This window comes from Rhodopseudomonas julia, assembly GCF_030813515.1.
Classification (GTDB): domain Bacteria; phylum Pseudomonadota; class Alphaproteobacteria; order Rhizobiales; family Afifellaceae; genus Afifella; species Afifella julia.
This window is the reverse complement of the sequence record NZ_JAUSUK010000002.1, coordinates 175,065-200,133: the sequence shown is the minus strand read 5'-3', so window position 1 is coordinate 200,133 and position 25,069 is coordinate 175,065. Positions and strand designations below refer to the sequence as shown.

The window sequence follows — 25,069 nt, the reverse complement described above, 5'->3', positions numbered from 1 at the left end:
CAGGCGACGCACGAAAGTCCGCATATGCGAGAGAGCTCGGTCGCAAGAAGCCCACGCTCCCGCCCCCGCAAGGCGCGGACCGAGCCTCTGCCGCCGATGCGCCTTGGTGCGGGGTTGCAGGTGCTCGCTGCGCTGCTTTGGCTCCCCCAGGCCGCGTTGATCGCCCTCGTCATCGGCGATCTGGCCGGTCAGGGGCGCGCGCCTGAGGATTTCGGGCTGAACGCCGCGACGTCCGCTTTGGCCGTCGCCATCCTCGGCATCGTCCGGGCACTTCTCGATGGCTATGCCGGCCGGCTTTGCTTCCGCCGCGCGCGTCAAATCCTCTCCGAGCGGCGAGCCAAGGCCGCAAAAGCCCTCGCCGCACGCTCGCCACTCGATTCCGGGCGTCCAGCCTCAGGCGTGGCGGCCAGCATTCTGGGCGAACAGGGCGAGGCGATCGTGCCCTACCTCTCTCGCTATCGCCCGGCGCGCCTCAAAGCCGTGATCGTGCCGCTTGCGATCGTCCTTGCCGTCTTCCCGGTCTCATGGGCGGCGGCGATCGTTCTTTTGATCGCAGCCCCTCTCATCCCGGTCTTCATGGCGTTGATCGGCTGGCGCGCGCAGGCGGCGAGCGAAGCCCAGCTTGCCGGGCTCGGCAGCATGAACGGCTTTCTCCTCGACCGGCTGCGCGGCCTTGCAACCATCCGAGCGATGGGCGCGGTCGATCGCACCGCCAAACGTCTACGCCAGGAGGCTGAAACCCTGCGAACGCGCACCATGGCGGTTCTCAGGATCGCCTTTCTCTCCTCCGCCGTTCTGGAGCTCTTCGCCGCGCTCGGCGTCGCCATGGTCGCCGTCTATATCGGTTTCCACCTGCTCGGCCAGCTCCCCTTCGGCGCCTGGGGCGGCCGGCTCAGTCTCGGCGAAGGGCTCTTCGTGCTCCTTCTGGCGCCCGCCTTCTTTGAACCTTTGCGCGATCTGTCCAGCATCTGGCACGATCGGGCCGCCGGCGAAGCCGCCTTGAAGGCGCTCGATGACCTCTCCGCAATGGATGTGGCCGTCCTGAACGCGGATGCCGATGACCAGCGAAAAGGCGCGCGCGCGCCCGCACCGGCCGTGCGGCTCGAAAATCTCGCCTTCGCCCATGCCGGAGCGGAGCAGGCTGCCATCGAGGAATTCTCTCTCTCCATCGAGGCCGGCGAAAAAATCGCCTTTTTTGGGCCGAGCGGATCTGGCAAGTCGACGCTCCTCGCTCTGATCGCCGGGCTTGCGCCCGCCGATCGCGGCTGCGTCCGCATCTCAGAGCAATCTCTGGATGAGACCAACGCCGGATCGCTGCGCCGTCAGATCGCCTGGATCGGCCAGACACCGCACATCTTCGCCGGCGACCTCATTTCCAACGTCACGCTTCACCGCCCCTGGATCGGTGCCGACAATGCACAGAGGGCTCTCGCCGCGGCAGGCCTCTCCCATATCCTTGAAGGCCGCGACGGCCATCTCGGTGAAGGCGGCTCGGGCCTGTCCGGCGGAGAAGCCCTGCGCGTGGCGCTGGCGCGGCTCACGGCCGATCCCCGCATCTCGCTCATTCTCGCCGACGAGCCGACCGCTCATCTCGACAGCCAAACCGCCAAAGACATCGCCGACCATCTCCTCGCCTTCGCCAAAGGCCGCACCCTGATCGTCGCAACGCACGACCCGCTTCTGGCGCATCGCATGGACCGCATTGTCTATCTGCCGAAATCGGCCATGAGGGCGGTGGCATGAGGACCGCCTGGCAGGATTTTCGTCCCGTTCTCGCGGTTCTCCTCGCCGAGCGCCGGCCAATGCTGGCGGCGGGTGCTGCCCTTGCCGCCGTGACGGTTCTGGCAGGCGTCGGCCTTCTCGGCCTTTCCGGCTGGTTCATCACCGCAACGGCGATCGCCGGCCTTTCGACGGCCACGGCCCTCGCCTTCGACGTCTTCGCCCCCGCCGCCGCCATCCGTTTCCTGGCGATCGCCCGCACCGCCGGCCGCTACGGCGAGCGGCTGACGACGCATGAAGCGACACTGAGCGCGCTTGCCGCCTTGCGCGAGAAACTCTTTCGCGGTTGGGCCCCGCCCGGCGCGGCACGGCACCTTCTGGAGCGCCCGGCACGGCTTCTCTTCCGCCTGACGGCCGACATCGACGCGCTCGATTCCCTTTATCTGCGCATCCTGGTGCCCTTCCTTGCGGCTTTTGCAGTGGCAACGGCGACCGGGCTCGTCCTTACCGTCCTCAACCCCTGGCTCGGCCTCGCCGCCTTTCTATGGCTTGCCGTCCTCGGCCTCGTCATTCCCCTTCGCACGGCCGCAGCCGCGCTCGCTCCGGGCCTTCGGCGCGCGCATCTGACGGAAGCGTTGCGCGCCCGCACCATCGATCTCGTCGCCGGCCAGACCGAACTCGCAATGGCCGCTCGTCTCACGGCAGAGCGCCGTGCGATCGAACGTACGGACCAGCGTCTTGTCGCCACTGATGACCGCCTGAACCGCATCGAGACGAGAGCCTCCATCGCTTTCGGCGTAGCCGGTAGCCTGCTTCTTGCCGGCACGCTCTATGTCGCGGCGCACCTCGCCGAGGCGAACGAGATCGGCGCGCCAGCTGCGGCTCTTGCAATTCTCGTCGTCTTTGCGGCCGTCGAACCCTTCGCGGCCCTCAAACGCGGTGCCGTCGAGCTTGGCCGTACACGGCTCGCGGCACGCCGTCTCGCACCGCGCCTCAAGATACGCCCCGCGCAACCGGCACGATCTCCATCCATGCCGACCGAGGGGGAAGCGGTGCGCCTCAGCGCCGTCGATTTCCGTTATCCCGATGCGAAAAGACTTTGCCTGAGCGATATCTCACTCACCCTCACGGAAGGCGAAATCCTCGCGATCGTAGGCCCGAGCGGCGCCGGCAAATCGACGTTGCTCGCTCTCCTGGCCGACGAAGCCACACCTGAGGCCGGCGACGTCACCCATTCTCCTGCCACGCTTTTGACGCAACGCACCGAGCTCTTTCAGGACACCCTCGCCGGCAATCTTCAGATTGCCGATCCCGACGCGAGCGCGGTGAGGCTCTGGCGCGCACTCGAGGCCGCTGGGCTTCGCGCGGACGTCGAAACTCTCCCTGCAGGGCTTGAAACCCGGCTCGGCGAAGGCGGGCTCGGCCTTTCCGGCGGGCAGGCACGGCGCCTCTCGCTGGCGCGTCTTTTCCTTCGCGGCACGCCTCTTTGGCTCATCGACGAGCCGACCGAAGGCCTCGACGGACCGACTGCACGCGAAATCATGCGGCGTCTCAAAAGCCAGAGACGTGGCCGCAGCCTCGTCATCAGCACGCATTTGCGGCGGGAGGCGGAGATCGCCGACCGTCTCGTCATCCTCGAACAGGGGCAGATCGTTGCGGCCCCGCGGCGCAACGAACCGGGTTTTGAGCAGGCGCTCGAAGCCCTCCGTCCCGATTAGGAGCGACGCGGGATCAACCGCCGGCCTCGCACCCGATGGGGGCCGGCAGAGAAAGGAGACCGGGCAAACCGGTTACCGCCGATGGAACTCGACATTGTAGATCTATCGCGCCTGCAATTTGCGTTGACGGCGCTTTACCACTTCCTTTTCGTGCCCCTGACCCTCGGCCTCTCCATCATGCTTGCCATCATGGAGACGGTCTACGTCATGACCGACCGCCCGATCTGGCGGCAGATGACGAAGTTCTGGGGCGTGCTCTTCGGCATCAACTTCGTCGTCGGCGTGGCGACCGGCATCGTCATGGAATTCCAGTTCGGTATGAACTGGAGCTATTACAGCCACTATGTCGGCGACATCTTTGGCGCGCCTCTCGCCATCGAAGGCCTGATGGCCTTCTTCCTGGAAGCGACCTTCGTCGGCCTCTTCTTCTTCGGCTGGGACAAGATGTCGAAGCGCGGCCACCTCACCGCAACCTGGGCGGTGGCGATCGGTTCGAACCTCTCCGCCTTGTGGATCCTCATCGCCAATGGCTGGATGCAGAACCCGGTGGGTTCGGCCTTCAACTTTGACACGATGCGCATGGAGGTGACGGATTTCTCTGCCGTCCTTTTCAACCCGGTGGCGCAGGCAAAATTCGTTCACACCGTCTCCGCCGGCTATGTGACGGCGGCCGTCTTCGTGCTCGGCGTCTCCGCCTGGTACCTCTTGAAGGGCCGCCACATCGCGCTTGCCAAGCGCTCCATGGCGGTCGCGGCCTCCTTCGGCCTCGCCTCCGCCCTCTCCGTCGTCGTTCTGGGCGATGAGAGCGGCTACCTGTCGACCGAACATCAGAAAATGAAGCTCGCGGCGATCGAGGCCATGTGGCACACCGAGCCCGCTCCCGCGGCCTTTACCGTTGTCGGCATCCCAGACCAGGAAGATCGCGAAACCCACTACGCCGTGCATATTCCGTGGGTGATGGGCCTCATCGGCACGCGCTCGATCAACACCGAGATCCCCGGTATCGAGGAGCTCGTCGAACTCGCAAAGGTACGCATCCGGCAAGGCATTACGGCCTTCGACGCTTTGCAGCAGATCCGCAGCCTGCCGCCGGGTGAAACGGTTCCGGGCAACCTCCGCAAGACCTTCGAAGACAACGGTCACGAGCTCGGCTACGCGCTTCTCCTGAAGCGCTATGTCGAAGATCCGCGCAATGCCAGCGAAGACGAGATCACCAAGGCGGCGTGGGACACGGTTCCAGGCGTCATGCCGCTCTTCTGGACCTTCCGCATCATGGTGGGCCTCGGCTTCTTCTTCATCCTGCTGATGGGCGTCTTTTTCGTCTTGTCGGCCCAGCACACGCTGGAGAAGCGCCGCTGGCTCCTTTGGGTCGCGGTCTTTTCCATCCCGCTGCCATGGATCGCGGCCGAAAGCGGCTGGTTCGTCGCCGAATTCGGGCGTCAGCCTTGGATCATCGAGGGTGTGCTGCCGACCGCCGCAGCCGTCTCGGATCTCGGTGCCGGCACGGTCTTGATGACCATCATCGGCTTCGTCCTGATCTACACGACCCTCTTCATCATCGAGATGGGCCTGATGGTGGCGGCGATCCGCAAGGGGCCCGATCCCGAGGAAGAGCCGGAGAGCCCGGCCATCTCCTCCCACGTCGTACCGGCGGAGTGACAGCTATGATCCTTCACGAACTCATCTCCTACGATGTCCTTCGCCTCATCTGGTGGGGGCTTCTTGGCATCTTGTTGATCGGCTTTGCCGTCACCGACGGCTTCGATCTTGGCACGGGCACGTTATTGCCTTTCGTCGCCAGGAACGATCTGGAACGACGCGTCGTCATCAACTCCATCGGCCCGGTCTGGGAAGGCAACCAGGTCTGGCTGATCCTCGGAGGCGGTGCGATCTTCGCCGCCTGGCCGCCGCTTTATGCGGTCTCCTTCTCCGGCTTCTATCTCGCCATGTTCGCGATCCTGTTCGCGCTCATCTTGCGGCCGGTGGGCTTCAAATATCGCTCCAAACGTGACGGCGTCGCATGGCGTCGGAACTGGGATTGGGCACTTTTCATCGGCTCGTTCGTGCCGGCGCTCATTTTCGGTGTCGCCGTCGGCAACGTCCTTCAGGGCGTCCCCTTCCACTTCGACAGTGATCTGCGCATCTTCTACGAAGGCACGTTCTTCGGACTGCTCAACCCCTTCGCGCTTTTGTGCGGTCTCGTCTCCGTCTCGATGCTCATCATGCACGGCGGCGCCTGGCTCGTCTTGAAGACGCAAGGTGACGTGCGTGAGCGCGCCCGCAACTATGGAAGCATCGCCGCGATCGCGACGATCGCTCTCTTCGTGCTTGCGGGCGCCTATATCTGGGCATTCGTCGACGGCTACCGGATCGTCGGCTCGATCGATCCGACCGGTCCTTCAAATCCGCTCGTGAAATCGGTCGAGATGGGCGAAGGCATCTGGCTCGGCAATTACCAGACCTATCCCTGGATGATGGCGGCCCCGATCCTCGGCATCGTCGCGGCCTTCCTGGCGTTCATCCTGCTCAGGGTTCGCCTCGAAGGCCTGACCGTGATCGTCAGCGGTCTTTCGATCGTCGGCATCATTTCAACCGTCGGTGCGTCGATGTTTCCCTTCATCCTGCCATCGTCGCTTATGCCAAAGGCGAGCCTCACCGTCTGGGATGCCTCTTCGAGCCATCTCACACTCTTCATCATGCTCGTCGTCACAGGGATCTTCGTGCCGATCATCCTTGTCTACACCACCTGGGTCTACCGGGTGCTGTGGGGCAAGGTCGACGAGGACGAAATCAGCGGCGGCAAGAGCCACGCCTATTAAGCGACAGGAGGAGATTGAGATGTGGTATTTCGCCTGGCTTCTCGGCCTGCCGCTGGCAGCCGCCTTTGCCGTCCTCAACGCCATGTGGTTCGAACTCATGGAGGATGATGAGCGCCACGAGGCGCGTTCGCCTCAAAAGCCGGCCACCGAACAACCGACGGCCTGAAATCGAGTCCTCCCGGCGGCAAACCGCCGGGAGGACACCCCCTCCTGCCAGCCATCATCCCAACACGCACGCGCCGGATCCCCCTGAGACGACGCAATGCGAAGGGGACCGCCGGCTCAGCCCCTCCGGCGGCGGCTCGGCTCTCCGGGGCTCAGCTTTCCCGAAAGGCGCGGCCCATACTGTCTCTCACCGGCTTCGTGATGTAATCGAGGAACGTGCGCGAGGCCGTCTCGATGAAGATCTCGGCCGGCATGCCCGGCGTGATGTGCAGCTCCTGCGCCTGTGCCAGATGCTTGTCGTCAAGCAGAACGCGAACAAGATAGACGTCTTTAGGATTGTCGCGATCTTTGCCGCGGATCGTATCGGCGGAGACATAGATCACCGTGCCGGTGAAGGCCGGCGTCGTCCTGCGGTTGAAGCTCGTCAGGTTGACGGTCGCTGCTTGCCCGAGCGCCACATCGTCAATGTCGGACGGTTTCACCGGCGCCTCGATGATGAGATCCTCGTTCTCTGGCAGGATCTCCAGAATGTCTTTGCCGCTTTCGATAACGCCGCCGATCGTATTGTAGTTGAACTTGACGATGATGCCGGCAACCGGCGAGCGGATCTCAACGCGACCGAGCACGTCCGAAGCCGCGGCCAGCTGTTCGCGGATATCGTCGAGATCGCTGTTGACGGTCTGCAACTCGTCGCCCGCCCGCTGCCGCGTTTCCTGGCGGAGCTGGGCAATCTCCGCCTGATGGCGGGCGATCTGGCTTTTGAGGTCGCCTTCATCCCCCTCGAGTTTGCCGACCATACCCCGCGCTTCGGCAATCACCCGGTCCATCTCGAACAGACGGCTCAGCGGCAGCAGCCCTTTCTGCTGAAGCGTCGCCTTGCCTTCGCGCTCCTTGAGAATGAGACGCAGCTGCTCGGAAACGGCGGCCTTTTGCGCTTCCACGCCCTTCAGCCGTTCGCGAAGCGCCTGGATGCTGCCTTCGACGATGTGCTCATTGCCCTTCAGCTGCGCCAGAGCGGCATCAAACAAGCGTCTTTGCATATCCTGGATCTGTTGGATCTCCTCGTTATCCGCATCGTTCAAACGCACATCGCGGAAGATCAGGGCTTCACGCCCGGCCGCCTGTGCCGAGAGCCGGTCGCTGGCCGCCTGCAGACGCGCCAGCCGGATCGACAGGCGCCGTGCATTGGCACGCGGAGCAACCGAATCGAGCACGAGCAAGGTTTGGCCGGCATCGACCCGATCACCCTCTCGCGCCCGGATTTCCCGGATAATGCCGCCTTCGAGATGCTGCACGAGCTTGTTCTGGCCGGTGGACACGAAGGTGCCGCTCGCCACGACCGCCGCGGCGAGCGGTGCCGTAGCGGCCCAGCCCCCGAAGCCGGCGAATGCGAGCCCGATCACAAGGGCGCCGGCAAGAGAGGCCGACGCGATTGAGCGAGGAACGGGCGCATACCATTCCTCCAGCAGGTAGTCTCCGCCAGCTTTCTTGCTCATGCCTGTTCTCCCCTAGCCTCACCGCCGGGCGCACCCCCGGGCCCGGGCTTTTTGGGACCGGCAAGCGCCTGAAGCATCGCCTGCCGCTCACCGATCGCCTGCACGGTGCCGTCCTTCATGACCATGATCTTGTCGACGCAACGCAGGAGTGCCGTGCGCTGGGTAATTGCGATGACGGTCGTGCCGACCGTCTTTGCCTTCTCGATTGCCTGAGCGAGAGCCTGCTCACCGGCCGTGTCGAGATTGGAGTTCGGCTCGTCCAGGATGACCAGGCGCGGATTTCCGAAGAAAGCGCGGGCCAGACCGATGCGCTGCTTCTGGCCGCCGGACAGCGGCGCGCCATCGCCTGCGATCATGGTCTCATAGCCCTGCGGGAGCGAGGCAATCAGCTTGTGCACCCCGGCGAGGGAGGCGGCCTCGAAAATCATCTCGTCGGTCACATCCTCGCGCATGCGAGCGATGTTCGCCTTGATGGAGGCAGGAAACAGCTGAATGTCCTGCGGAAGATAGCCGATATTCTCGCCGAGCTGCCGCGGATCCCAGTTCTTCAGTTCCATGAGATCGAGCCGCACGCTTCCGGCCGTCGGCACGATCGATCCGACCAGCATTTTGCCCAAAGTCGACTTGCCGGCGCCGGAATCCCCGATGATCGCCAGGGTCTCACCGGGCTCCAGGCTGAAGGTGACGCCGTTCAGAATGACCCGCTTGTTGGGCGGCGGCACGAAGAGCACGCGCTCCACGTCGAGGCGGCCCGTCGGTTGCGGCAGTCTGAGGCGTTCCACATTGAGCGGTGAAGTCCGCAGCAAGTTGGCGATCCGGTCATAGGCCGCGCGGGACTGGATATAGGTGCGCCATCCCTCGATCGTGCCTTCGACCGGTGCGAGCGCGCGGCTCGCAATAATCGAGGAGGCAATCACCATGCCGCCCGTCAGCCGCCCGTCGAGAGCGAGATGCGCGCCCCAGCCGAGCATGGCGATCTGGGCAAAGAGGCGAACCCCCTTCGACACGCCGGTGAAGAAGACGTTGCGATCCTGCGCGGTTACCTGGTGGCGGAGCGAGTTGGCGTTGGCACGCCCCCACATGCGCACGGCCTCAGGGATCATACCGAGCGCATTGATGATCTGAGAATTGCGCGACAGAGATTCCAGATTGAGGTTGGCCATCGTCAGATGCGCATTGGCTTCGGCGAAAGGCTTGGCCGTGATCTGGCGGTTGACGAAGGCAACGACCATCAACAGCAGAATTGACGTGCAGACGATGAAACCGAGATGTGGGTGGACGAGGAAAACCGCCAGGATGAAGATCGGCGCAAGCGGCGCGTCGAGCATCGCCAGAAGCGTGCCGCCAGTGACGAAGTTGCGGATATGCTGGAGATCCCCCAGCACCTGATAATCGCGGCCGCTTCCCCCGAGCGCTGACCGCGCGGCCGCGCTCAAGATCGGCGAACTCAGCCGCGTCTCGATCTCCGAGGCGGTGCGCATCAGAATGCGGCGGCGAAAGACGTCGAGAAGCACCTGCCCCACGATCGCGCCCGCCGTGATCAGCGTCAGCATGACGAGCGTGTCCACTGAGCGGCTGGTCAGAACGCGGTCGGCGATCTGGAAGAGATAGATCGGCACGGCGAGAACGAGAACGTTCATCGCAATCGTAAAGACGAACACGACGAGCATGTTCATCTTCACTTTCGCGACCGTCAGCGCGAGCGCCTGGCGGAAATTCGGCTGCGAGACGCGCTCCTGCATCTTCGGCCGGCCATCTGAACCGCCGCCGCCACCCCCACCGCTGCCCGAAGGCGTCGGCGGCTTGCCGCCGCCTCCCTTTTGCACGGGCAACTCGGTGCGGTCGTTCTTCTCGATCTCGATCACAGGCGCAAAGGGCGGAGATTTCGCCTTTGCAGGTTCCGGCTCCCGGAACTTCGCCGGACTGACTTCGTCGAGCTTTCCGCGGCTGCGGTCTGCCCCTTCTTGCGACCGCGGCACTGATGAAGGCATAGCCTTCTTGGGCTCTTCGCGAGGAAATGGGTGACCGGCTTTGGCTGCGGAAGCCGGAGCAAAATCGTCGAGCTGCACCGCTCTCGGCAGACCTCGCCACGAAGCTCTGGGCTCTCTCGCCTGCCCGCTCAACCGCGGCGTCCTTGCGGCCACCGCAACCTCACGAAAAATGTCCTCCTCCATCCGCGCGATCGCCGCTTTGGCTTCGGGCGTCATCTGAAGACTGCGGGCTCGGGTGGCCTCAGTTGCGGCAGGTGCCGCAGCCCGCGGCTGTTGCACAGACGCGCGCTTGCGCTCGCTCAAAGCATCCTCGCCGAGATCGCCGGTGCCGCCCCCACCTGACATTTCCGTAGACATCAACTTCATGGTTCACCCGAAAAAGCTCGCCAGGCCATCGCCAGGCAGGTCGTATGAGTGGATTGCAAAACCGCCCTCCTCGTCAGGCACGTCCATGTCGGTGCTCGTGAAGGCGATCACTTCCGGCGCAAGCGTCGCCGTGTCGAAGACGGACATGTTGCCTCTCGGAACGAGATCAGCCTGCGCGAGAATGGAATCGGAGTAGTAGTCGCCGCCGAGGAAGCGCACCGAACCGGCCGTGTCGTAGTCGATGATCTGACCCGCATTGACGACGGCGTTGCCACCGGTCTCGATATGCCAGGGTGCGTCCGGGCCGGATTTCGTCACAAGCTCCGCCGCCGTCTTCCGCGCATAATCGACGGTATCCGCATCCGAGAGGATGGTCGTCTGCTTGAGATGGGTGAGCTCGACCCGGTCGCCGGTCACGTAGAGGATGCGCAGATGCGAGCTGCCGAGAAAGTCGAGCGGCTCGCCGAGCGAACGATCGAAGGTCTCCTCGCCGCGACTGAAGGCAGAGACGAGATCCGTCATCGCCTCCGACACCGGACGAAAATCGGTTCCGCCGATATTGTTGATGGATGCAAAGTTATAAAGGAGATTTCCCGAGCTCGCGACGCTGCCGCCGGCCGCCGCCTCGGGCGCGATGTAATCATTGTCGAGAAGGATACTGACCTGATCGATATAGTTACCTTCGTAGACGCTGCCTCCGAAGATGATGACATCGTAGAAATCCTGGAGAGCCGTGAAATCGACGGAGCTGTATGAAACGTTGCCGCCCGTTTCGATCGCCGTATCCTCGCTGACCGACGTGAGAACGACCTGATCGTTGTCCAGGACGACACGGATCTGCTCGATGAAGCGGGAGGTGACGAGGTCGCCGTGGATGACATCCACCTCGTAGTCGTAAGGCACGAAGTAGTTGGCGGGATCGGCGGGCCCTGGGGTCACACCTTCGCTGCGATCGAAAACGGCGACGTTGTAGGCGTCGGTGTAAGAGCTGCCGGCGCCATCGAAACTGGCCCCGCCGGGCCGCTCGTCGAGATCGAGATGCACGGTCAGCTGGTTGATCGCATTCGTCTCGTAATAATCGCCCAGGACGATCGTCGTGCGGGCGAAGGTGTCGGCCTGCAGGACCGTCGCCTCGTTGACGACGGTGTTGTGGCCGAGGTCGATCTCCGCCGTCACCGCCGCATCGAGGGGATCCTTCGGGGCTTCGTCCGCATCGTCCTCACCGAGACCGAGCCGATCGAAAATCTCATTGGCCCTCGGGTAATCGAGGGATGCCTGCCCGTTCACATAAGCGCCGTCATGGCCAGTCACTGGCCCGGCGCTTTCCGGATCGTGATGGGCCGAGGTGAGAAGCGCTTGGCGGATCTCCGCGGGGTTGTGCAGCCCGCCGGTCTCGCCGTTCCAGATTTGCTGCGATGCGTCCCCGCCGGGTATTTCCGCGCGCCAGAGCTCCTCGCGCCATGTCTGCGCGGCATCGACCATCGTCTGGAGGTTCTCATCCGCATCGGGGACGAGCGAGACAGGCTCCACCCCATCGACCAGCGAGAGCTTGTCGCCATCCTGAAGCAGACCGTGCTGACGGATAACCCCGAAGCTCGAGCCGACGGCCTCGTCATAGACCACCCGCACGTCCGGCTCGATGAAAGTGCCCGGCGCACTGACGCCGGCGGATTGGCCGGCGCGCACGAGGAGCGCACCGCTATCGTTCAGAAAGACGGGCTCATGCCCACCTCCCGACGGCATGGGCGCCGGGTGATGTCCGGCGGGGTCCACCGACACGGAAGGATATCCGCCGAGGCGAAGCGAAACGCCTCCCCCACCCGCAAGTCCATCTTCGGGGGCCACGCTGGGCGGCGTTCCCGGCGCATCCGGCGTCAGCGCGACAGGCCGGCTTTCGAAATCGAAATCTGGATGCGCGATGCGGAACTTCGCGGTCTCCTCGACCGGCTCGAAGAACCCCATGAATCTGGATATGGCTTCTGCGACGGCATTGGCACGCACGGCCTGGCTCCGAGATTCTGACCGAGTTGAGGCAGAGAGAGCCGCGACATGGCGCGGCTCTCAGTGTCAGTGTTGCTCGAAGTTCGAGTCTCCTCAGCCTTCGAACACCATCAGCTGGCTCGGCTGCTCAGGCGTCGTCGCCCGAGATATCGCCGTCGTCGGAACCGCCCACGACGCTCGTATCGATGCGGGCATACTGCGTGTTGAGGCCGGTCTCGATCGTCTGGCCGAACGCAGAGAGATTGGCCGAAGCATCCGCAGAGGCCGTCGCATTTGCTCCGACATCGCTGTCGCCGCCGACATTTCCGACGGTTGCGTCGGAATCGGCCAAGCCGCCGTCGATGCAACCGGCATCCTGGCTGACGGAAGCCCAATGGCCATTTGACACGGACGGGCTCATCACCAGATCGTTGTCGGTGAGGAGCTGATCCTGCAGACCGCTGAGGACGTTGCCGCTTCCGCCGACGCTCAGAATGTCGTCGATGCGGCCCTGGAGACCGTCGAGGTCGACCAGATCGCTGTCGTCAATGCAGTACTCGTTGAAGGTTTCGGTATGCGAGCTCGCATTGAAGGAATCGGTCAGCGTCTTGTTGCCGACATCGTCGATGCTGACGTTGAGCGTGTTCCCGCTGTTCGTCGTGTTCACATCGTCGTCCGACCAATTGATCGTGTTCTCTTCCGTGTAGTCCAGGGACTTCTCGATATTGACCGAAGAATTTCCTGAATCCTCCACATCGATATCGACCGTTTTCGACACCGTATTGGTGTTGTCGCTGCCGACCGACACGTCCTTGTCCACCGAGAACGAGGAGGTGTTGAGGGAATCGACCACCGCCACGTCGATGTCGTCACCAGCATCGTTGTCGTCGATGTCGACCACGTCCTGATCGTCGATGTCCTGGTTGTCGTCATCCGACAGATCGTTGCCGCTCATAAACGAGGAGCTCAGATTGCTCTCGGAGCCGTCGACGAAATTGTTGTTGCTGTCCTGGAAGGCACCCACAACGCCGGCGCTGGTGCTGCCGGTGTTGTTTTCTTCGGCCGCCGGAGGAGCCGGATTGAAGTTAAACATAGCGTATTCCTTTGAAAGTCGTCGCTCGCACAGGCAAAGCCGGAGCGTTCAGGGCAATGCCCGCAAGCGCATGTTGAAAGAATGCGTGTCCGGCCGAAGCCGTGAGCATGCGGTCAGGTGTCGTCGCCCATGATGTCGGAATCCGCGCTGCCGCCGACCACATCGAGATTCATGCTGGCGTACTGAATGTTGCCGCCCATGCTGATGCTCTGGTCGAAGCCGCTGAGGTCCGCGAGCGCGTCCGCGCCGGCATTGGCATTGCCGCCGACATCGCTGGCACCGTCGACATTCCCGACACCAGACGTCGCGTCTGCGGCACCGCCATCGACGTTGTACGCGGACTGGCCGAGATAACCGTTGTTGGCGACGGTCGGATTGGCGATGAAATCGCTATCCATCATCGTCTGGACCTGGTCGAGCGCGAAGACGTTGCCGTCTCCACCGAGCGACAAAAGATCATCGACATTGCCGCAAAGGCCATCGATATCGACGAGGTCACCGTCGCCGATCTGCTCCATCTTGGTATGGATATCGGTGTCCGACCAGTTGCCGACGTTGTCGATCTTCTCGTTGAAGCTGTCGGTAACGCTGACATTGGCAGTGTTGTTGCTGCCTGTCGTGTTCACGTCATCGTCGGAGTAGTTGAACGTGTTGGTCGAGGAGACGTCCGAGCTGATGTCCGACGAGAACGATTCGTTGCCGACATTGGAGACGTCGACGGTCGTGTCCGACGTGTAGGTCGATTCATTCCCGCTGAAGTAGGATTCGTCGGTGTCGATATCGGTCGTGCTCGAATTGCCGGAACCCAGCACCGCGACGTCGATGTCGTCGCCACCGTCGTTGTCGTCGATGTCGACCACGTCCTGATCGTCGAGATCAAGGTTGTCGTCGTCGCTCGCATCGTTGTTGCTGAGAACGTCGAAATCCTGGTTCGTCACGGACGCATCGACGCCGTTACCCCAGCTGTCCTGGAACGCGCCGGCGACGCCGGCATTGGCAAATGCCAGATTGTTACGGTCAGTAGCCATTTTCACTTCCTCTGGTCGAGAAACCGATGGGTGACCGCAACCCGTCATCTACGCGGATTGAACGGCTTCAGCGGCCTCTCGCGTTGGTCGGAGCCCTTGCGAGCCCGGTTGCCGGAACATCCAGCAACTGCGCCAATGGTGGTCGACACAAAGGCAAATTGTCTCTCAGGAAATTCCCCGTTTCCTCGTAAAAAATCCTGACATGACAGAGTTTTTCCCATACCGAAAACAGGTATTACCCGAATGCTTGTCAGGAATAACCTGACGTAACGCTGTTTCTGCTACATTGACTTTGAATCTGGAAGGCGCCGACTTTAGCCTCCGAGAGATAAACTCAAGGAGGGTCGACCGGTGGACGATACGCATCCGCACGACATTGCCGTTGCTGATTCGAACCTACCGGATCCCCCCTCGTTCGAGCCGTTCTCCGCCCCGACTCGCGGTCTGCAGGAACGGCGGATGCGCATCTTCGCCACCATCGGCAACCTCGTGCTCAACTGGTCGAACAACGAGAGCCTGTTCGTCCATGTCCTCATGCTGCTGATGGAAACCGATCATCCGACCTCTGTCATCGTTTTCGGAACACTCAACACCACTCGGGCGAGGCTCGATCTCGTCAACCGGCTGGCCAAGGCCAAGCTTCGTGATGAGGCCATCGCCAGGAGATTGAAGCTTCTCGTGAAACGCTTCGAGGCGGCGACAAAGCTGCGCAACGAGCTCAACCATTCCATGTTTGCAGTCGACCAGCTCGGCGAGATCACCCACACCAACCTGATGCGGATCGAAGAGAAGCGGGGCCGCATCTGCTTTGGACGCGAGCGCCCGCTTGATGACCGGCGCCTGGAAGAGATGAACGAAACGGCGCGCGAGATGACCGAACTCAACCGCGACATCTGGCAATTCCTGCCCGAGCTCGAGCGCCATTTGCGCGCAAACAGGCGAAAAGATTCCGGCGGGCGCCCTCCCTCAGCCGACAAATGACAATACGAAACGACCGAAGATACAAATAAACTTGTAAAAACATATAGATTCTAATTTTTAATTAGAATAATCTCTACTTATGGAGTGTGAAAGGCACACGCAGAACGTGCCTCTGCTCAGGGGGAAGCATGCAAGCGGAACAGGAATGCGCGCTGTGTGAAGAGATATCGCTGCTGCACGACATCGTCGGCGCGTCTCTGAGCTCGCTCAATCTCAAGCTTCTGCAGCTGACGCACAAATACACCGATGACGAACTGATCGCAGGCCTCGGCCGGGATGTCGATCAACTTTCCCCACTCATCCACCGCATCTATTCTGCCGCGCAACTTTCGCACGCCTGCGCCATATCCCTTGACGAATTCGTGCGGGCGATGGCGCCGATCATCGCTGCCCGCCACCATTTGCAGATCTATGTTCTTTCATCAAAACAAAGCGCCGGCTTTTTCCGACTGCCCTTCTGCCTTGTCGTCGCCTCCGCGATCGAGCGGGTCGTCGCTGCTGCACGCTGTCTCACGCATGACGATGCTTTTGTCGCAGTCAGCCTGTCAGCGGTGGACCGATTTAAAGTTGCAGCGCATATTGAAGCAAAAGCTAATGATGGATGGGAAAATCCGGAAGGCTCTTTAGAAGACTTCGTTTTTTCGACCGCCATACAGAAGACAAGAGAAGAATTCTCACCACTCAGAGTCGAGATCCGACCCGTGAATGGGCAGAATGCTCGGTTCTCCATCTCCCTGGAGGCAAAAGACGATGCAAGCAGCTACGAAAGCGTACCGAATAGGCGTCGTGGATGATCATCCCTGCGTGATCGCAGGCATCCGTGCCGCCCTGGAATATGAAGAGGGGTTTGAATTTTCCGGTGAGGCGCGCACAGCCGCGCAGGCTTTGGCGCTCGCGGAAAGCGGCACCCTCGATGCGCTCGTCGCCGATCTCACTCTTCCTGGCGGCGCAGAAGGTGCCTGGCTTCAAGAGGCGATCGCAAGGGCACCGTCTCTCCCGATCCTCGCCTACACCATGCATGCGGATGCGCGCATTCTTCAGCGTGTGTTCGCCCTGGGAGTCACCGGATACGTGCTCAAGAGCTCCGAAGCGCGCCATCTCATCGACGCGTTGCGTCTCGTTCTCTCCGGCAGGCGCTACATCGACCCCTGCCTCGCCACTGAGCTGCTGCCCTATGTCGGCGAGGCTGAGAATGACAGCGAGGAGACCGAGATCACCCGGCGCGAAGAAGAGACGTTGAAGCTCACGGCCTTCGGCTTCAGCATCAAGGAGATCGCCGGAAAGCTCTGCGTCAGTCCGAAATCGGTCGAGACCTATAAACGTCGCGCCGCGCAAAAGCTCTCTCTGCAAAGCCGGGCCGATATCGTCCGTTTCGCGATCGATCGCGGCTGGCTGGACCTCGACCGCTCACACCTCTCCGCGCTCGATCGCAAGCCGGATGCGTGGATCGCCGGCTCCGCGGGAGCCTCAACCTCGCATCGCGGACGCTCGGTCTTCTGACATCGCGGTGCGAGGATTGGGCGCCACGTCCCATCAGCCCGCAAGGCCGCCCGCCCCGACCAAATGCCGGAGCGCATCTGGCCCCCAGATCCAGGCGAGATAGGCGCCGCAGACGAGACAATCGGCAACGATTTCAGCACCGCCCCCATAGTCGCGCCAGCGGAGCATGGGCGGCAGCGCCCCCCGCGCCTCGATCACCGTCGTCACCCGTTCCACATAGATCACCAGGAACACCATCAGCGTATCGATACGACGCGACAGGCGCTGCAGCGCCGAGACCGGTCCACGGCCGCGACCGGCGGGCATTGCCGCCTCCAGCGCATCGGCTGTGTAGCTCGTCTCTCGCATGGCCTCGGCCAGAACGTCCTGAGCCCTCTCCATGAAATGCACGACGTAATTGACGATCGGCACACGGCCGAGAAAATCGACGAGCTCGTCGCGGTTGTTGTGCACGAAGACGAGGAGAAGCAGCATCGCGCAGGGAATACGAAGAAACAGGAAGTCTCCCGCGAGCATGTGGAAGGCGGCGCCCGGCGTGGCACCTCGGACAACCGACACGCCGAAAGCCGATGCGACGAGGACGCAAGCGGAAATCGCCGGAAGCAGGAGCGCATAGGCCGGCAACCTGAAGCTCTTGCGCCAATAGAGGCTTCGCACGACCACGCCGAGCGCCGGCAAAACGAAGTCGCCAAGATCGGTGGCCGCGCCGCAGGCGAAAGCAAGTGCGAGGAAGAAGATCATATGAGATGGCGCATCGTCTCGGCGTCGATCTCCGCCTCGTGACTGAAAATCATCGCCGACAGCCCGGTTGCCGCGTTGATCTGCGCAAGCAGGATTTCCATCTCGGGCCGGTCGAGCCCGGCGAACGGCTCGTCGAGGACGAGAATGTCGAGCGGCATCGCGAGGAAGGCGAGCACATAGAGAAGCTTCTTCCGGGAAAGGGGAAGATCAGCGACGCACGCATCCCGCCCAAGCTCGGGAAAATGGAAACGGAAGACCCCGCCCCGGTCGAGCTCGCCCACTGTAAGATGCACCGGCAGACGGTCGGGATATTGGAAGGTCGCAGCGATCCGGCTTCCCTCCCGTCGCCACAGCCGACCGCTATGGGCCGCATTGATGCCGACGAGGCCGCGGGCGAGCGACGTCTTACCCGTTCCGTTCGGGGCCAGAAAAAGCGCGTGCTCGCCCTCCCGCAAGGCGGCCGAAAACGGATGCGCCAGGCCCGCATGAGAAAACCCCTCGGCGACAAGAACGGGCGCGGCATCGTCGCGGGCTGGATCGGTGAGGAGGAGCGCCGCGCGTGAGGCGCGTGCGTGTTGCACGCTTGCCGCGTCGGCAGCTTCGACCCTTCCGCTCGAAATCCTCGCTGCCCGGCGGCACAGATCGACGAAATCCCCCCGCCCACCATCATAGATGAGCACGATGCGAGTCTCCCGGATCTCTTGCAGCAGCCCCTTCAGGAATGCCTTGAAATCGCGATCGAGGTTGGCGGCGCTCAAATCCAGGATCAGAAACGGCGAGCCGGTTTCCACCGCGCAAGCGATATTGAGGCGGTGGCTTTCGCCGCCGGAGAGCGACTGCGTCGGATGGGCGAGGATCTTCGTCAGACCGTATTTGTCGAAGGCGGAAAGATCCGAAGGCGCCTCCCGCCCGAGAGCGGCGAACGAGTATCGGATCTCCTCGGCGACGTTGCGCCCAACGCTGTACTGCTTCGGCTCGCCAAAGACGAAGCCGATCGTCTGTGCGCGGTGAAGACGAAAATCGAGACCCGCCGGACAATCCGCGTCCGACATGGTGAGCTCGAAACGCGAACCGTCCGAGAGGTCGTAAGAAAAGAGCTCAAGCCCGCGCACCGGAAACGGACGCCGCACCATCGCCCGCCCTTCGACGGGCTGCGAATAATTGGAAAAGCGCGCAAGCCCCGACAAGAGCTCGAGGAACAAGGAGGGACGCTCGCACGACACGGCATCGAGATAGACGATGTCGCCCGTCTCCCAGTCGATGTCTTGCGGCACCGAGAAGGCGTGACCGGCAATCTCGGCCGTGCCGGCTTGGATACGAAGGTGCATCCCCGACGGCGTCACATATGGCCAATCGGCGTCTTGCGCAGGGCGAGGATCGCCGCCGCTGCCAGCACGACATTGACGGCGCTCGCCACCAGCAGAACCGGGATGAGGCCGCTCACCGGCACCTCCAGAGCCGGAAACACCCACCCGATCAGCTTCGGCCCGACATAGCCGTTGCAGACGATGCCGGCCGGGATGGCGACGATCAGGAACCACACATTGTTGGAATAGCGCAGGATGGCGCCGAACAGATACGCCCAGAGCGCCTGTTCCGCCGCGATGAAGAGATGCACAGGCACCGAAAAGGGAAAGCCGCCCGAGACGGCTGAGAGAAGATGCGCCACGGCGGCGACCGGCGCGCCGAGAAGCGGTCCGTAAAAGCCGGCGACGAAATAGGAGGGAAAGGCGTCGAGGGCGATGGAGCTCGCACCGCCGAATTTCACGAAGCCGAGGAGAAACGACAAAAGCGAGAAGACGGCGACGATGATCAGGGAGCGGGGAAGAGAGGAACGCATGAAAGGCACCGGGAGCCTTGGAGGGAGGAAACGCACGGCAAGCGGCGAAAGCCGATTTCGGATGCGGGCGGAAGGGTTTGCCGAACATTTTCCGCACGTCAAGCCGCGCGACCTGCATAGCCGCCAACGCCGCATGGAAAGAACCGGTCTTTTGGACCCACCAGCGCTCACCCGCGCGCATGGCCGTGGTGGAAGCGGAACGGCGCTGCGACGGTCGGGACATCGTGGCGCCCAAGCCGTGATTGCCTCGGATTTCCACAAGGCTCGAATTTCCACAAGGATTGCCCGGCAAGACCCGGCGCGATGGCGTCTCTCCCTTGCCCCAAGGCCGGCGAGCCGCCTAACATCCTTTCAGGGAAAGCCCTCGCCCGAGGGCAACCGCTCGCGCCAGACGCCCGGCAACCCAAACCCGATGGCGCGATCTCTCGCGGCGGAGGCGGATCGATGACGTCCTGCACCGCGCCACGAGCCCGCCGAAATCGCTCACCCGAACGGCGACGCTCAAACTGCCATACCCAGCCCGACTGAGAGTGAATTCATGATGCAAAAGATCGCCTTGGGCCTGGCCGGCCTGTTCCTGGCTGGAACGATCTCTTCTGCAAATGCAGCCGCCTCTCCCGCACTGAGCGGCCGCCCCGCTCAGGCCGCCGCCTATTTCGAGCAGTATTGCCTCACGAACGGCGGAAACCTCGCGCAGGCGATCGCGGCCTTCGCGGGCTCCAAGACTTTCGGAAATCAATCCGGCACGAACGCCGGAAGGATCACATATGCAAGCTTCACTGGCCCTGACGGCATCAACGCCTCGGTCAAAATCGGCTTCTCGAGCATCGCCGATCATTGCAGCATCATCGTCATAGGAGCGGGAGACGCCATGGCCTTGAGCAAGGCGTTGGCAGACCATTTCGCCGGCGAGACCGGCCCAAGCATCTCCTCCGTCGAGCCCTTCGCCGATTACGGCGAAGGCGGATACGCCGTTCCCTACCAAGGCGGACAGATCATCGCCGCACCGATGACCACGGGCATCCAACCCGGCATCGTCCACATCAACTTCTTCCCGTGAGGATCAGCGCCGGCCGTCGCGCTCAAGACCTCCGGTGCAACTGTCCCCAGCTCCACTGTCGGCCCGAGTGAGGGCTCCGGAAGCGATATCACCGCTCAATCGAGAACCGTCGCAAGACGAAGGCTCTGGTCGCTCGCCTGCGGGATTTCGCCAGCGTCCTCAACGTCCACATTTCTCAGAAGTGGCATCACGACATCGGCCTTGCGCACGAAGAGCTCCTGCAGGTGCGAGCACACCCGGCCGGTCGTTCCTTGGCGCCACACCAGCGACAGGGGCGAGGACGACCGCGGATGCACCACGCGGCGCGCGACCAGGCGCCCGGCCCGCAGATGCTCCCGCACCATCACCTCAGGCAGAAAGCCGATGCCGGCTCCGGTCAGATGCCCGAGAAGCTTGGTCTGGAGATCGGGTACGAGCAGTTCTTTCTGACCCGACAATTTCCAAGCGACACGCTTCACCAGCCGGATCGCCGTATCCTGGACGTTGATCGCGGGAAAGCGCCGCAAGTCGTCATCGCTCAGCGGCTCTGGAACCTGCGTGAGCGGATGGTCCGGCGACACCACGAAAATCCAGTGGATCGTTCCGAGCGCATGCGTGGCGAAATCATCGTTGATCGTATGAAAGCCTGGCGCGCCGAGGGCCATATGCCCTCCATTGTGCAGCAACTCGTCCCACACCCCCATATAGACGGCGAGCCTGAATTCGAACTCCGTATAAGGGAAGGCGCGGCTCAAATTGTCGAGCAACGCCGCAGCCGCGCCGGCATCGTAGAGGAGATTGTTGATCACGAGCTTGAAATGCGGCTCGACATTGTTGCCAACCTGCCGCAATTCATCGGGCAGTTCTTCGAGCCACTCGAAAATCTGCGTGGCTTTCTCCAGGAGGACCACGCCGGCCGAAGTCAACGTCACCTGACGGGTCGTGCGCACGAAAAGCGGCGTGCCGACGCGATCTTCCAGCGCCTTGATCCGATAGCTGATCGCGGACGTCGTGCGATGCAGGTGCTGAGCCGCGGCCGAAAAGCTCTTCAGCCGGGCCACCGCCACGAATGTGCGAATGGCCTCAAGATCGAGATTGGGCAGACCAGAGTTCATGGTGGCAGCATCTCTTTGCGCAAAATGCGGCGGAAAGAACAATCTCAGAAGACTGTAGCGATCCGCGCCGCAAGCGGCAAAAAGATTAGCTCGGGAATGCTTAAAGCGCACCCGCATCGCGACCAAATGCCTCCGCAACTTTTTGGTCGCGGCAAACCAATGCCGGCAGCATCGCGCGTGCGGCAAACGTCATTCCGGCAAGGCAATCCCATCCGGAACTGTGGCCGATCTCCGCAATACGCGCGAGATGCGGGGCGAGATTGTCTCCACCGGCACAGATTTCGGTAAAGGCATCGATGAGGCTTGCCGCAGCCTCGCCTTTCGCGGCCCAGGCCAGATAGGCGGCGCTGATCGCGTTGGTTTCCGTTGCGGCGAGCGGCAGAACGGAGGCGGCGAGCCGGTCGGCGAGGTGCGAGGCGCCGAGGCGCTGGAGGCCGACCAGAAAACCCGCAAGAAGATCGTCGCCGGAGGGCGTCAGGCCGGGCCCGAGGCCGAGCATCCCCGTCACGGGAGGCACCGGCGCATCCCTGGCGATCTCCGCACGACCCGCCCACGCCATCAGGGCGTCGATGATCGGCAGCGCCTTTGCGATGACGGGATCTTCCGCGGCGACCGTGACTGCCGATACAGACCCGCTCAAAGGCGCAATCAATCTACCGAAACCTGTCGGGCGGGCGAAACCTGTGGGGCGGGCCTCATTCGCCGCGGCTGACAGCCGGGCAAGGCCGCGGGCAAGGCTGTCCGCGGGAATGAGCCAGGGCGGAGAAGCCCGCCATGGCCTGACACTCCGCGCATCGAAGCAGAGATCGCCGACGAAGAGCCTGCCCGCCTCGGCCTCAGCTCTCTGCCCGACGTCAAGCCAGGCCTGCCACGACACGATGCCGGCCATCGGGGCTAGTAGATGCAGAGGCCCCGGGCCGAAACCCGGTGGCCCGACGCAGACAAGGCCCGCGTCGAAAGCTGCGTAGAAGCTGCGACGGAACACGGCGATGATCCGCCCCTCGCCGCCCGCTGGGAGAACACGGGCGGCCCCGGCACCCGCCGTCGTGACCGGAAAGAGACGCATCACCGCCGGTTCCTTTCCTAGGCGGGATCGTCCGCAGTAACGGACGTTCCAGCCTCGCCCCGCAGCATGGCGAGAGCATCTTCGATGCGCCCGATGAGGACGCGCTTGCCGCCGTTTTCCAGGAATGTGATGGCCGCATCGATCTTCGGCCCCATGCTTCCTGGAGGAAACTGTCCGTCGGCCCGGTGACGGCGGATCTCAGACAGAGTGACCTGCTTAAGCGGCCGCTGTGTCGGCTTGCCGAAATCGACCGCCACCCGCGGCACCGGCGTCAGGATCATCAAATCGTCAATGCCTAGAAGGTTCGCCATGAGGACGGACGTCCTGTCCTTGTCGATCACCGCCTCCACGCCGTGGAGATCGCCTTCTGCGTCTCGCACAACTGGAATCCCGCCACCGCCGCCGGCGATTACGACGGCACCCGCCGCAGCCGCCGTGCCGATCATCGCCGTCTCCACGATGTGACGCGGCTCGGGCGACGGCACGACATGGCGCCAGCCGCGCCCGGAATCCTCGCGCATCTCCCAACCCATTTCCCGTGTCAGAGCCTGCGCTTCTTCCTCGTCATAGAAGTAACCGATGGGCTTCGTCGGATTGTCGAAGGCGGGATCATCGGCATCGACCACCACCTGCGTCAGCATATAGACGACTTCGCGCGCAATCCCGGCGCGCCTGAGCGCGTTCTCAAACGACTGCATGAGGACATAGCCGATGCCGCCCTGGCTGTGGCCGCCGCAGATGTCGAGCGACATCGGCGTGACGCGGTCGCGCGCGATCGCGTTGCGCATCAGGATTTTTCCCGCCACTGGCCCGTTGCCATGGGTGAGGACGAGCTCGGTGTTGAGCTCCATCAAGGGCAAGAGCGTTGTCGCCAGACGCGCGCCCACCTCGAACTGTTCCTCTGGGGTTCCGCGAATTCCTTCGGGATGGGTGGCGTTTCCGCCAATGGCAATCAGCAGGCGCGGAGGGATACCCTCGGTCATCTCGACCTCCTGGTTGTATGAAGATTTGCTTGGACTTGAAACAATCCGGGCCCGTTCCCGGCCGCGACAGCGGACGAGGGAAAACCCGATTGGAAAGACGGCTCGAAAAGAACGGGGCGGGCCCCTTAAAGCGCCCGCCCCGTCTCAGCCGATGCGGCCTAGGCGGTCTTGGAACGCGCTTCCACGAGAGCCTCGAACGCCTGTTCGAAGCATTCGAGCGGCGGGCGCACGACACCGGCGCCGACCTGGCCGATGCCCGGCTCGCGGTGCGCGATACCGGTGTTGATCACCGGCGTGATGCCGCTTTCCACCACACGCCGTACATCGAGACCCATGCAGGCGCCCTGGAAATCCCAGGTCGGGATCTGCAGCGTCGTGTTGGCTTCGACGTAGATCTCGCGCATCTCTTCAGAGGTCTCCAGCGCGTCGCTGAAGCCGCCCGATCCGACGAAGCGGGTGACACCGGGTGCCGCGACCATCGCCGCACCGCCGACACCGAACGTCTCGGTGATGGCGCTGTCGCCGATATCGGGATTGGCGTCATCCTGCGAATAGCCGGTGAAGAAGAGGCCAACCGGCGTGTTGACCGGCGCCGTGAACCATTGCTTGCCGAGGCCGGAGACGCGGATCCCGAAATCGCGGCCGTTGCGGGTCATCGCCGTAACGATGCTGCCCTCGCCAACGGCGTGCCCGGCATCCATGACGCATTTGCAATAGGCCATGGCCACATTCAGGAAGAACTGGTCGGTCCGCTCCAGGAAGCGCAGAACCTCTTCCTTGTCGGCGGCCGCCGCACTGCCGATTGCGATGTCGGCAGCAAGCGCCTTCAACAGAAGCGCCGAGGCGGCGATGTTGCGCTGGTGGAACTCGTCGCCCATCGTGATGGCCTGGGCCATAAGGGCTGTCAGCTCCAATCCCTCGGAATTGCGCTTCAAGGCCTCCGACAGGACCGGGGCCAGCACGTCGCGCATCCATGCAAGACGCGTCTGCACTTCGCCTTCGAAGGCACCGAAGCGCATCACCTTGCCGATGCCCTCGTTGAGGTTGCAATAGGCGACGTTCCCCTGATTGGCGTTGCGCACGACGAGAACCGGCATATTGGCCGAGGTGATGCCGCCCATCGGGCCGACGGCCGACTGATCATGGCACGGCACGAAGCGGACGCTCTTTTGTGCGAAGGCCTCGGCCTCTTCGGTCGTCTTGGCCCAGCCCTCAAAGAGGCAGGCGCCGAGGACGGCCCCCTTCATCGGACCGGTCATCGCCGCCCATTCGATGGGCGGGCCGGCATGCATCAGGACATGCCCCTCGGCGAGCGCCGGGATGCATTCATGCGCCGGGCGGACATCGACGAGATAGGGCCGCGCGCTGCGCATTTCGTCGAGAACGGCCGCATTGGCTTCGTTGATCGTTGCGTACATTTTGAAAACTC

The 25,069-nt window shown here is 63.0% G+C and carries 21 protein-coding genes; 9 read left to right on the top strand and 12 right to left on the bottom strand.

What is annotated here, in order from left to right; all coding sequences use genetic code 11:
- Positions 1-24: 24 nt before the first annotated feature.
- The 5 genes from cydD (at position 25) to cydX (ending at position 6,422) form a co-directional block, all read left to right on the top strand.
- Complete coding sequence (gene cydD, locus J2R99_RS10080) at positions 25-1,743, top strand: thiol reductant ABC exporter subunit CydD (protein ID WP_307154362.1); 1,719 nt, start codon at positions 25-27, stop codon at positions 1,741-1,743.
- Positions 1,740-3,437, top strand: coding sequence for an amino acid ABC transporter ATP-binding/permease protein (locus tag J2R99_RS10075; RefSeq protein ID WP_307154361.1), 1,698 nt, complete (start codon positions 1,740-1,742; stop codon positions 3,435-3,437). Before cydD ends, J2R99_RS10075 begins: the two co-directional genes overlap by 4 nt.
- An 81-nt stretch (positions 3,438-3,518) precedes the next feature.
- Positions 3,519-5,096, top strand: a complete 1,578-nt coding sequence (locus J2R99_RS10070) for a cytochrome ubiquinol oxidase subunit I (protein ID WP_307154359.1) — start codon at positions 3,519-3,521, stop codon at positions 5,094-5,096.
- Positions 5,097-5,101: 5 nt separating this feature from the next.
- Positions 5,102-6,256 (top strand): cytochrome d ubiquinol oxidase subunit II, encoded by a 1,155-nt coding sequence (cydB, locus tag J2R99_RS10065; protein WP_307154358.1) that lies wholly within the window; start codon positions 5,102-5,104, stop codon positions 6,254-6,256.
- A gap of 19 nt (positions 6,257-6,275) precedes the next feature.
- Positions 6,276-6,422 carry a cytochrome bd-I oxidase subunit CydX gene (gene cydX / locus J2R99_RS10060; protein ID WP_307154357.1) on the top strand — a complete coding sequence of 49 codons (147 nt, stop codon included), beginning with the start codon at positions 6,276-6,278 and terminating at the stop codon, positions 6,420-6,422.
- A 151-nt stretch (positions 6,423-6,573) separates the two neighbouring features.
- Here the strand turns inward: cydX and J2R99_RS10055 are convergent, their stop codons facing one another.
- From J2R99_RS10055 to J2R99_RS10035, 5 genes are all read right to left on the bottom strand, one after another.
- Positions 6,574-7,917, bottom strand: coding sequence for an HlyD family type I secretion periplasmic adaptor subunit (locus J2R99_RS10055; protein ID WP_307154356.1), 1,344 nt, complete (start codon positions 7,915-7,917; stop codon positions 6,574-6,576).
- Entirely contained in the window at positions 7,914-9,908 is a 1,995-nt protein-coding gene (locus tag J2R99_RS10050; RefSeq protein WP_370872341.1) for a type I secretion system permease/ATPase, read from the bottom strand. Before J2R99_RS10050 ends, J2R99_RS10055 begins: the two co-directional genes overlap by 4 nt.
- Before the next feature lie 369 nt (positions 9,909-10,277).
- The gene (locus J2R99_RS10045) at positions 10,278-12,275 is read right to left on the bottom strand and encodes a hypothetical protein (RefSeq protein WP_307154354.1); all 1,998 of its coding nucleotides are present in this window, start codon (positions 12,273-12,275) and stop codon (positions 10,278-10,280) included.
- A 127-nt stretch (positions 12,276-12,402) separates the two neighbouring features.
- Positions 12,403-13,347, bottom strand: a complete 945-nt coding sequence (locus J2R99_RS10040; RefSeq protein WP_307154353.1) for a hypothetical protein — start codon at positions 13,345-13,347, stop codon at positions 12,403-12,405.
- A gap of 113 nt (positions 13,348-13,460) precedes the next feature.
- Entirely contained in the window at positions 13,461-14,375 is a 915-nt protein-coding gene (locus J2R99_RS10035) for a hypothetical protein (protein ID WP_307154352.1), read from the bottom strand.
- A 351-nt stretch (positions 14,376-14,726) separates the two neighbouring features.
- Here J2R99_RS10035 and J2R99_RS10030 point away from each other — a divergent pair, with 351 nt between their 5' ends.
- The 3 genes from J2R99_RS10030 to J2R99_RS10020 all read left to right on the top strand — a co-directional run bounded on the left by J2R99_RS10030 (position 14,727) and on the right by J2R99_RS10020 (position 16,856).
- Positions 14,727-15,356 carry a hypothetical protein gene (locus J2R99_RS10030; protein ID WP_307154350.1) on the top strand — a complete coding sequence of 210 codons (630 nt, stop codon included), beginning with the start codon at positions 14,727-14,729 and terminating at the stop codon, positions 15,354-15,356.
- A 128-nt stretch (positions 15,357-15,484) separates the two neighbouring features.
- A complete protein-coding gene (locus tag J2R99_RS10025) occupies positions 15,485-16,150 on the top strand; it encodes a hypothetical protein (RefSeq protein WP_307154349.1) in 666 nt (221 codons plus the stop codon).
- The gene (locus tag J2R99_RS10020; RefSeq protein ID WP_307154348.1) at positions 16,143-16,856 is read left to right on the top strand and encodes a response regulator; all 714 of its coding nucleotides are present in this window, start codon (positions 16,143-16,145) and stop codon (positions 16,854-16,856) included. The genes J2R99_RS10025 and J2R99_RS10020 overlap by 8 nt, the downstream gene beginning before the upstream one ends.
- 33 nt (positions 16,857-16,889) lie before the next feature.
- On the opposite strand, the gene J2R99_RS10015 is transcribed toward J2R99_RS10020, so the two are convergent.
- The 3 genes from J2R99_RS10015 to J2R99_RS10005 are packed head-to-tail and all read right to left on the bottom strand — an operon-like array spanning position 16,890 to position 19,437.
- On the bottom strand, positions 16,890-17,597 hold the full coding sequence (locus tag J2R99_RS10015; protein WP_307154347.1) for a hypothetical protein: 708 nt from the start codon (positions 17,595-17,597) through the stop codon (positions 16,890-16,892).
- Positions 17,594-18,925 (bottom strand): ABC transporter ATP-binding protein, encoded by a 1,332-nt coding sequence (locus J2R99_RS10010; protein ID WP_307154346.1) that lies wholly within the window; start codon positions 18,923-18,925, stop codon positions 17,594-17,596. Before J2R99_RS10010 ends, J2R99_RS10015 begins: the two co-directional genes overlap by 4 nt.
- 11 nt (positions 18,926-18,936) lie before the next feature.
- The gene (locus J2R99_RS10005; RefSeq protein WP_307154345.1) at positions 18,937-19,437 is read right to left on the bottom strand and encodes an ECF transporter S component; all 501 of its coding nucleotides are present in this window, start codon (positions 19,435-19,437) and stop codon (positions 18,937-18,939) included.
- A 538-nt stretch (positions 19,438-19,975) separates the two neighbouring features.
- On the opposite strand from J2R99_RS10005, the gene J2R99_RS10000 reads away from it, so the two are divergent.
- A complete protein-coding gene (locus J2R99_RS10000; RefSeq protein WP_307154344.1) occupies positions 19,976-20,497 on the top strand; it encodes a hypothetical protein in 522 nt (173 codons plus the stop codon).
- A 95-nt stretch (positions 20,498-20,592) separates the two neighbouring features.
- Here the strand turns inward: J2R99_RS10000 and allS are convergent, their stop codons facing one another.
- The 4 genes from allS to J2R99_RS09980 form a co-directional block, all read right to left on the bottom strand.
- Positions 20,593-21,591: an HTH-type transcriptional activator AllS gene (gene allS / locus J2R99_RS09995; protein ID WP_307154343.1), complete on the bottom strand. Its 999-nt coding sequence runs from the start codon at positions 21,589-21,591 to the stop codon at positions 20,593-20,595.
- 100 nt (positions 21,592-21,691) lie between these two features.
- A complete protein-coding gene (locus J2R99_RS09990) occupies positions 21,692-22,657 on the bottom strand; it encodes an oxamate carbamoyltransferase subunit AllH family protein (RefSeq protein WP_307154342.1) in 966 nt (321 codons plus the stop codon).
- Between the two features lie 17 nt (positions 22,658-22,674).
- Complete coding sequence (locus tag J2R99_RS09985) at positions 22,675-23,640, bottom strand: carbamate kinase (RefSeq protein WP_307154341.1); 966 nt, start codon at positions 23,638-23,640, stop codon at positions 22,675-22,677.
- A 158-nt stretch (positions 23,641-23,798) separates the two neighbouring features.
- Complete coding sequence (locus J2R99_RS09980; protein ID WP_307154340.1) at positions 23,799-25,058, bottom strand: YlbE family protein; 1,260 nt, start codon at positions 25,056-25,058, stop codon at positions 23,799-23,801.
- Between the last annotated feature and the right edge of the window lie 11 nt (positions 25,059-25,069).

Excerpts from the sequence above, each read along its gene's own strand:
- J2R99_RS10055 (WP_307154356.1), bottom strand. The coding sequence starts at position 7,917 with ATGAGCAAGAAAGCTGGCGGAGACTACCTGCTGGAGGAATGGTATGCG.
- cydB (WP_307154358.1), top strand. The coding sequence starts at position 5,102 with ATGATCCTTCACGAACTCATCTCCTACGATGTCCTTCGCCTCATCTGG.
- J2R99_RS09985 (WP_307154341.1), bottom strand. The coding sequence starts at position 23,640 with ATGACCGAGGGTATCCCTCCGCGCCTGCTGATTGCCATTGGCGGAAAC.
- cydX (WP_307154357.1), top strand. The coding sequence starts at position 6,276 with ATGTGGTATTTCGCCTGGCTTCTCGGCCTGCCGCTGGCAGCCGCCTTT.
- J2R99_RS10070 (WP_307154359.1), top strand. The coding sequence starts at position 3,519 with ATGGAACTCGACATTGTAGATCTATCGCGCCTGCAATTTGCGTTGACG.
- allS (WP_307154343.1), bottom strand. The coding sequence starts at position 21,591 with ATGAACTCTGGTCTGCCCAATCTCGATCTTGAGGCCATTCGCACATTC.
- J2R99_RS10075 (WP_307154361.1), top strand. The coding sequence starts at position 1,740 with ATGAGGACCGCCTGGCAGGATTTTCGTCCCGTTCTCGCGGTTCTCCTC.
- J2R99_RS10040 (WP_307154353.1), bottom strand. The coding sequence starts at position 13,347 with ATGTTTAACTTCAATCCGGCTCCTCCGGCGGCCGAAGAAAACAACACC.
- cydD (WP_307154362.1), top strand. The coding sequence starts at position 25 with ATGCGAGAGAGCTCGGTCGCAAGAAGCCCACGCTCCCGCCCCCGCAAG.
- J2R99_RS10025 (WP_307154349.1), top strand. The coding sequence starts at position 15,485 with ATGCAAGCGGAACAGGAATGCGCGCTGTGTGAAGAGATATCGCTGCTG.
- J2R99_RS10005 (WP_307154345.1), bottom strand. The coding sequence starts at position 19,437 with ATGCGTTCCTCTCTTCCCCGCTCCCTGATCATCGTCGCCGTCTTCTCG.
- J2R99_RS10050 (WP_370872341.1), bottom strand. The coding sequence starts at position 9,908 with ATGCCTTCATCAGTGCCGCGGTCGCAAGAAGGGGCAGACCGCAGCCGC.
- J2R99_RS09990 (WP_307154342.1), bottom strand. The coding sequence starts at position 22,657 with ATGCGTCTCTTTCCGGTCACGACGGCGGGTGCCGGGGCCGCCCGTGTT.
- J2R99_RS10015 (WP_307154347.1), bottom strand. The coding sequence starts at position 17,597 with ATGATCTTCTTCCTCGCACTTGCTTTCGCCTGCGGCGCGGCCACCGAT.
- J2R99_RS09980 (WP_307154340.1), bottom strand. The coding sequence starts at position 25,058 with ATGTACGCAACGATCAACGAAGCCAATGCGGCCGTTCTCGACGAAATG.
- J2R99_RS10010 (WP_307154346.1), bottom strand. The coding sequence starts at position 18,925 with ATGCACCTTCGTATCCAAGCCGGCACGGCCGAGATTGCCGGTCACGCC.
- J2R99_RS10000 (WP_307154344.1), top strand. The coding sequence starts at position 19,976 with ATGATGCAAAAGATCGCCTTGGGCCTGGCCGGCCTGTTCCTGGCTGGA.
- J2R99_RS10035 (WP_307154352.1), bottom strand. The coding sequence starts at position 14,375 with ATGGCTACTGACCGTAACAATCTGGCATTTGCCAATGCCGGCGTCGCC.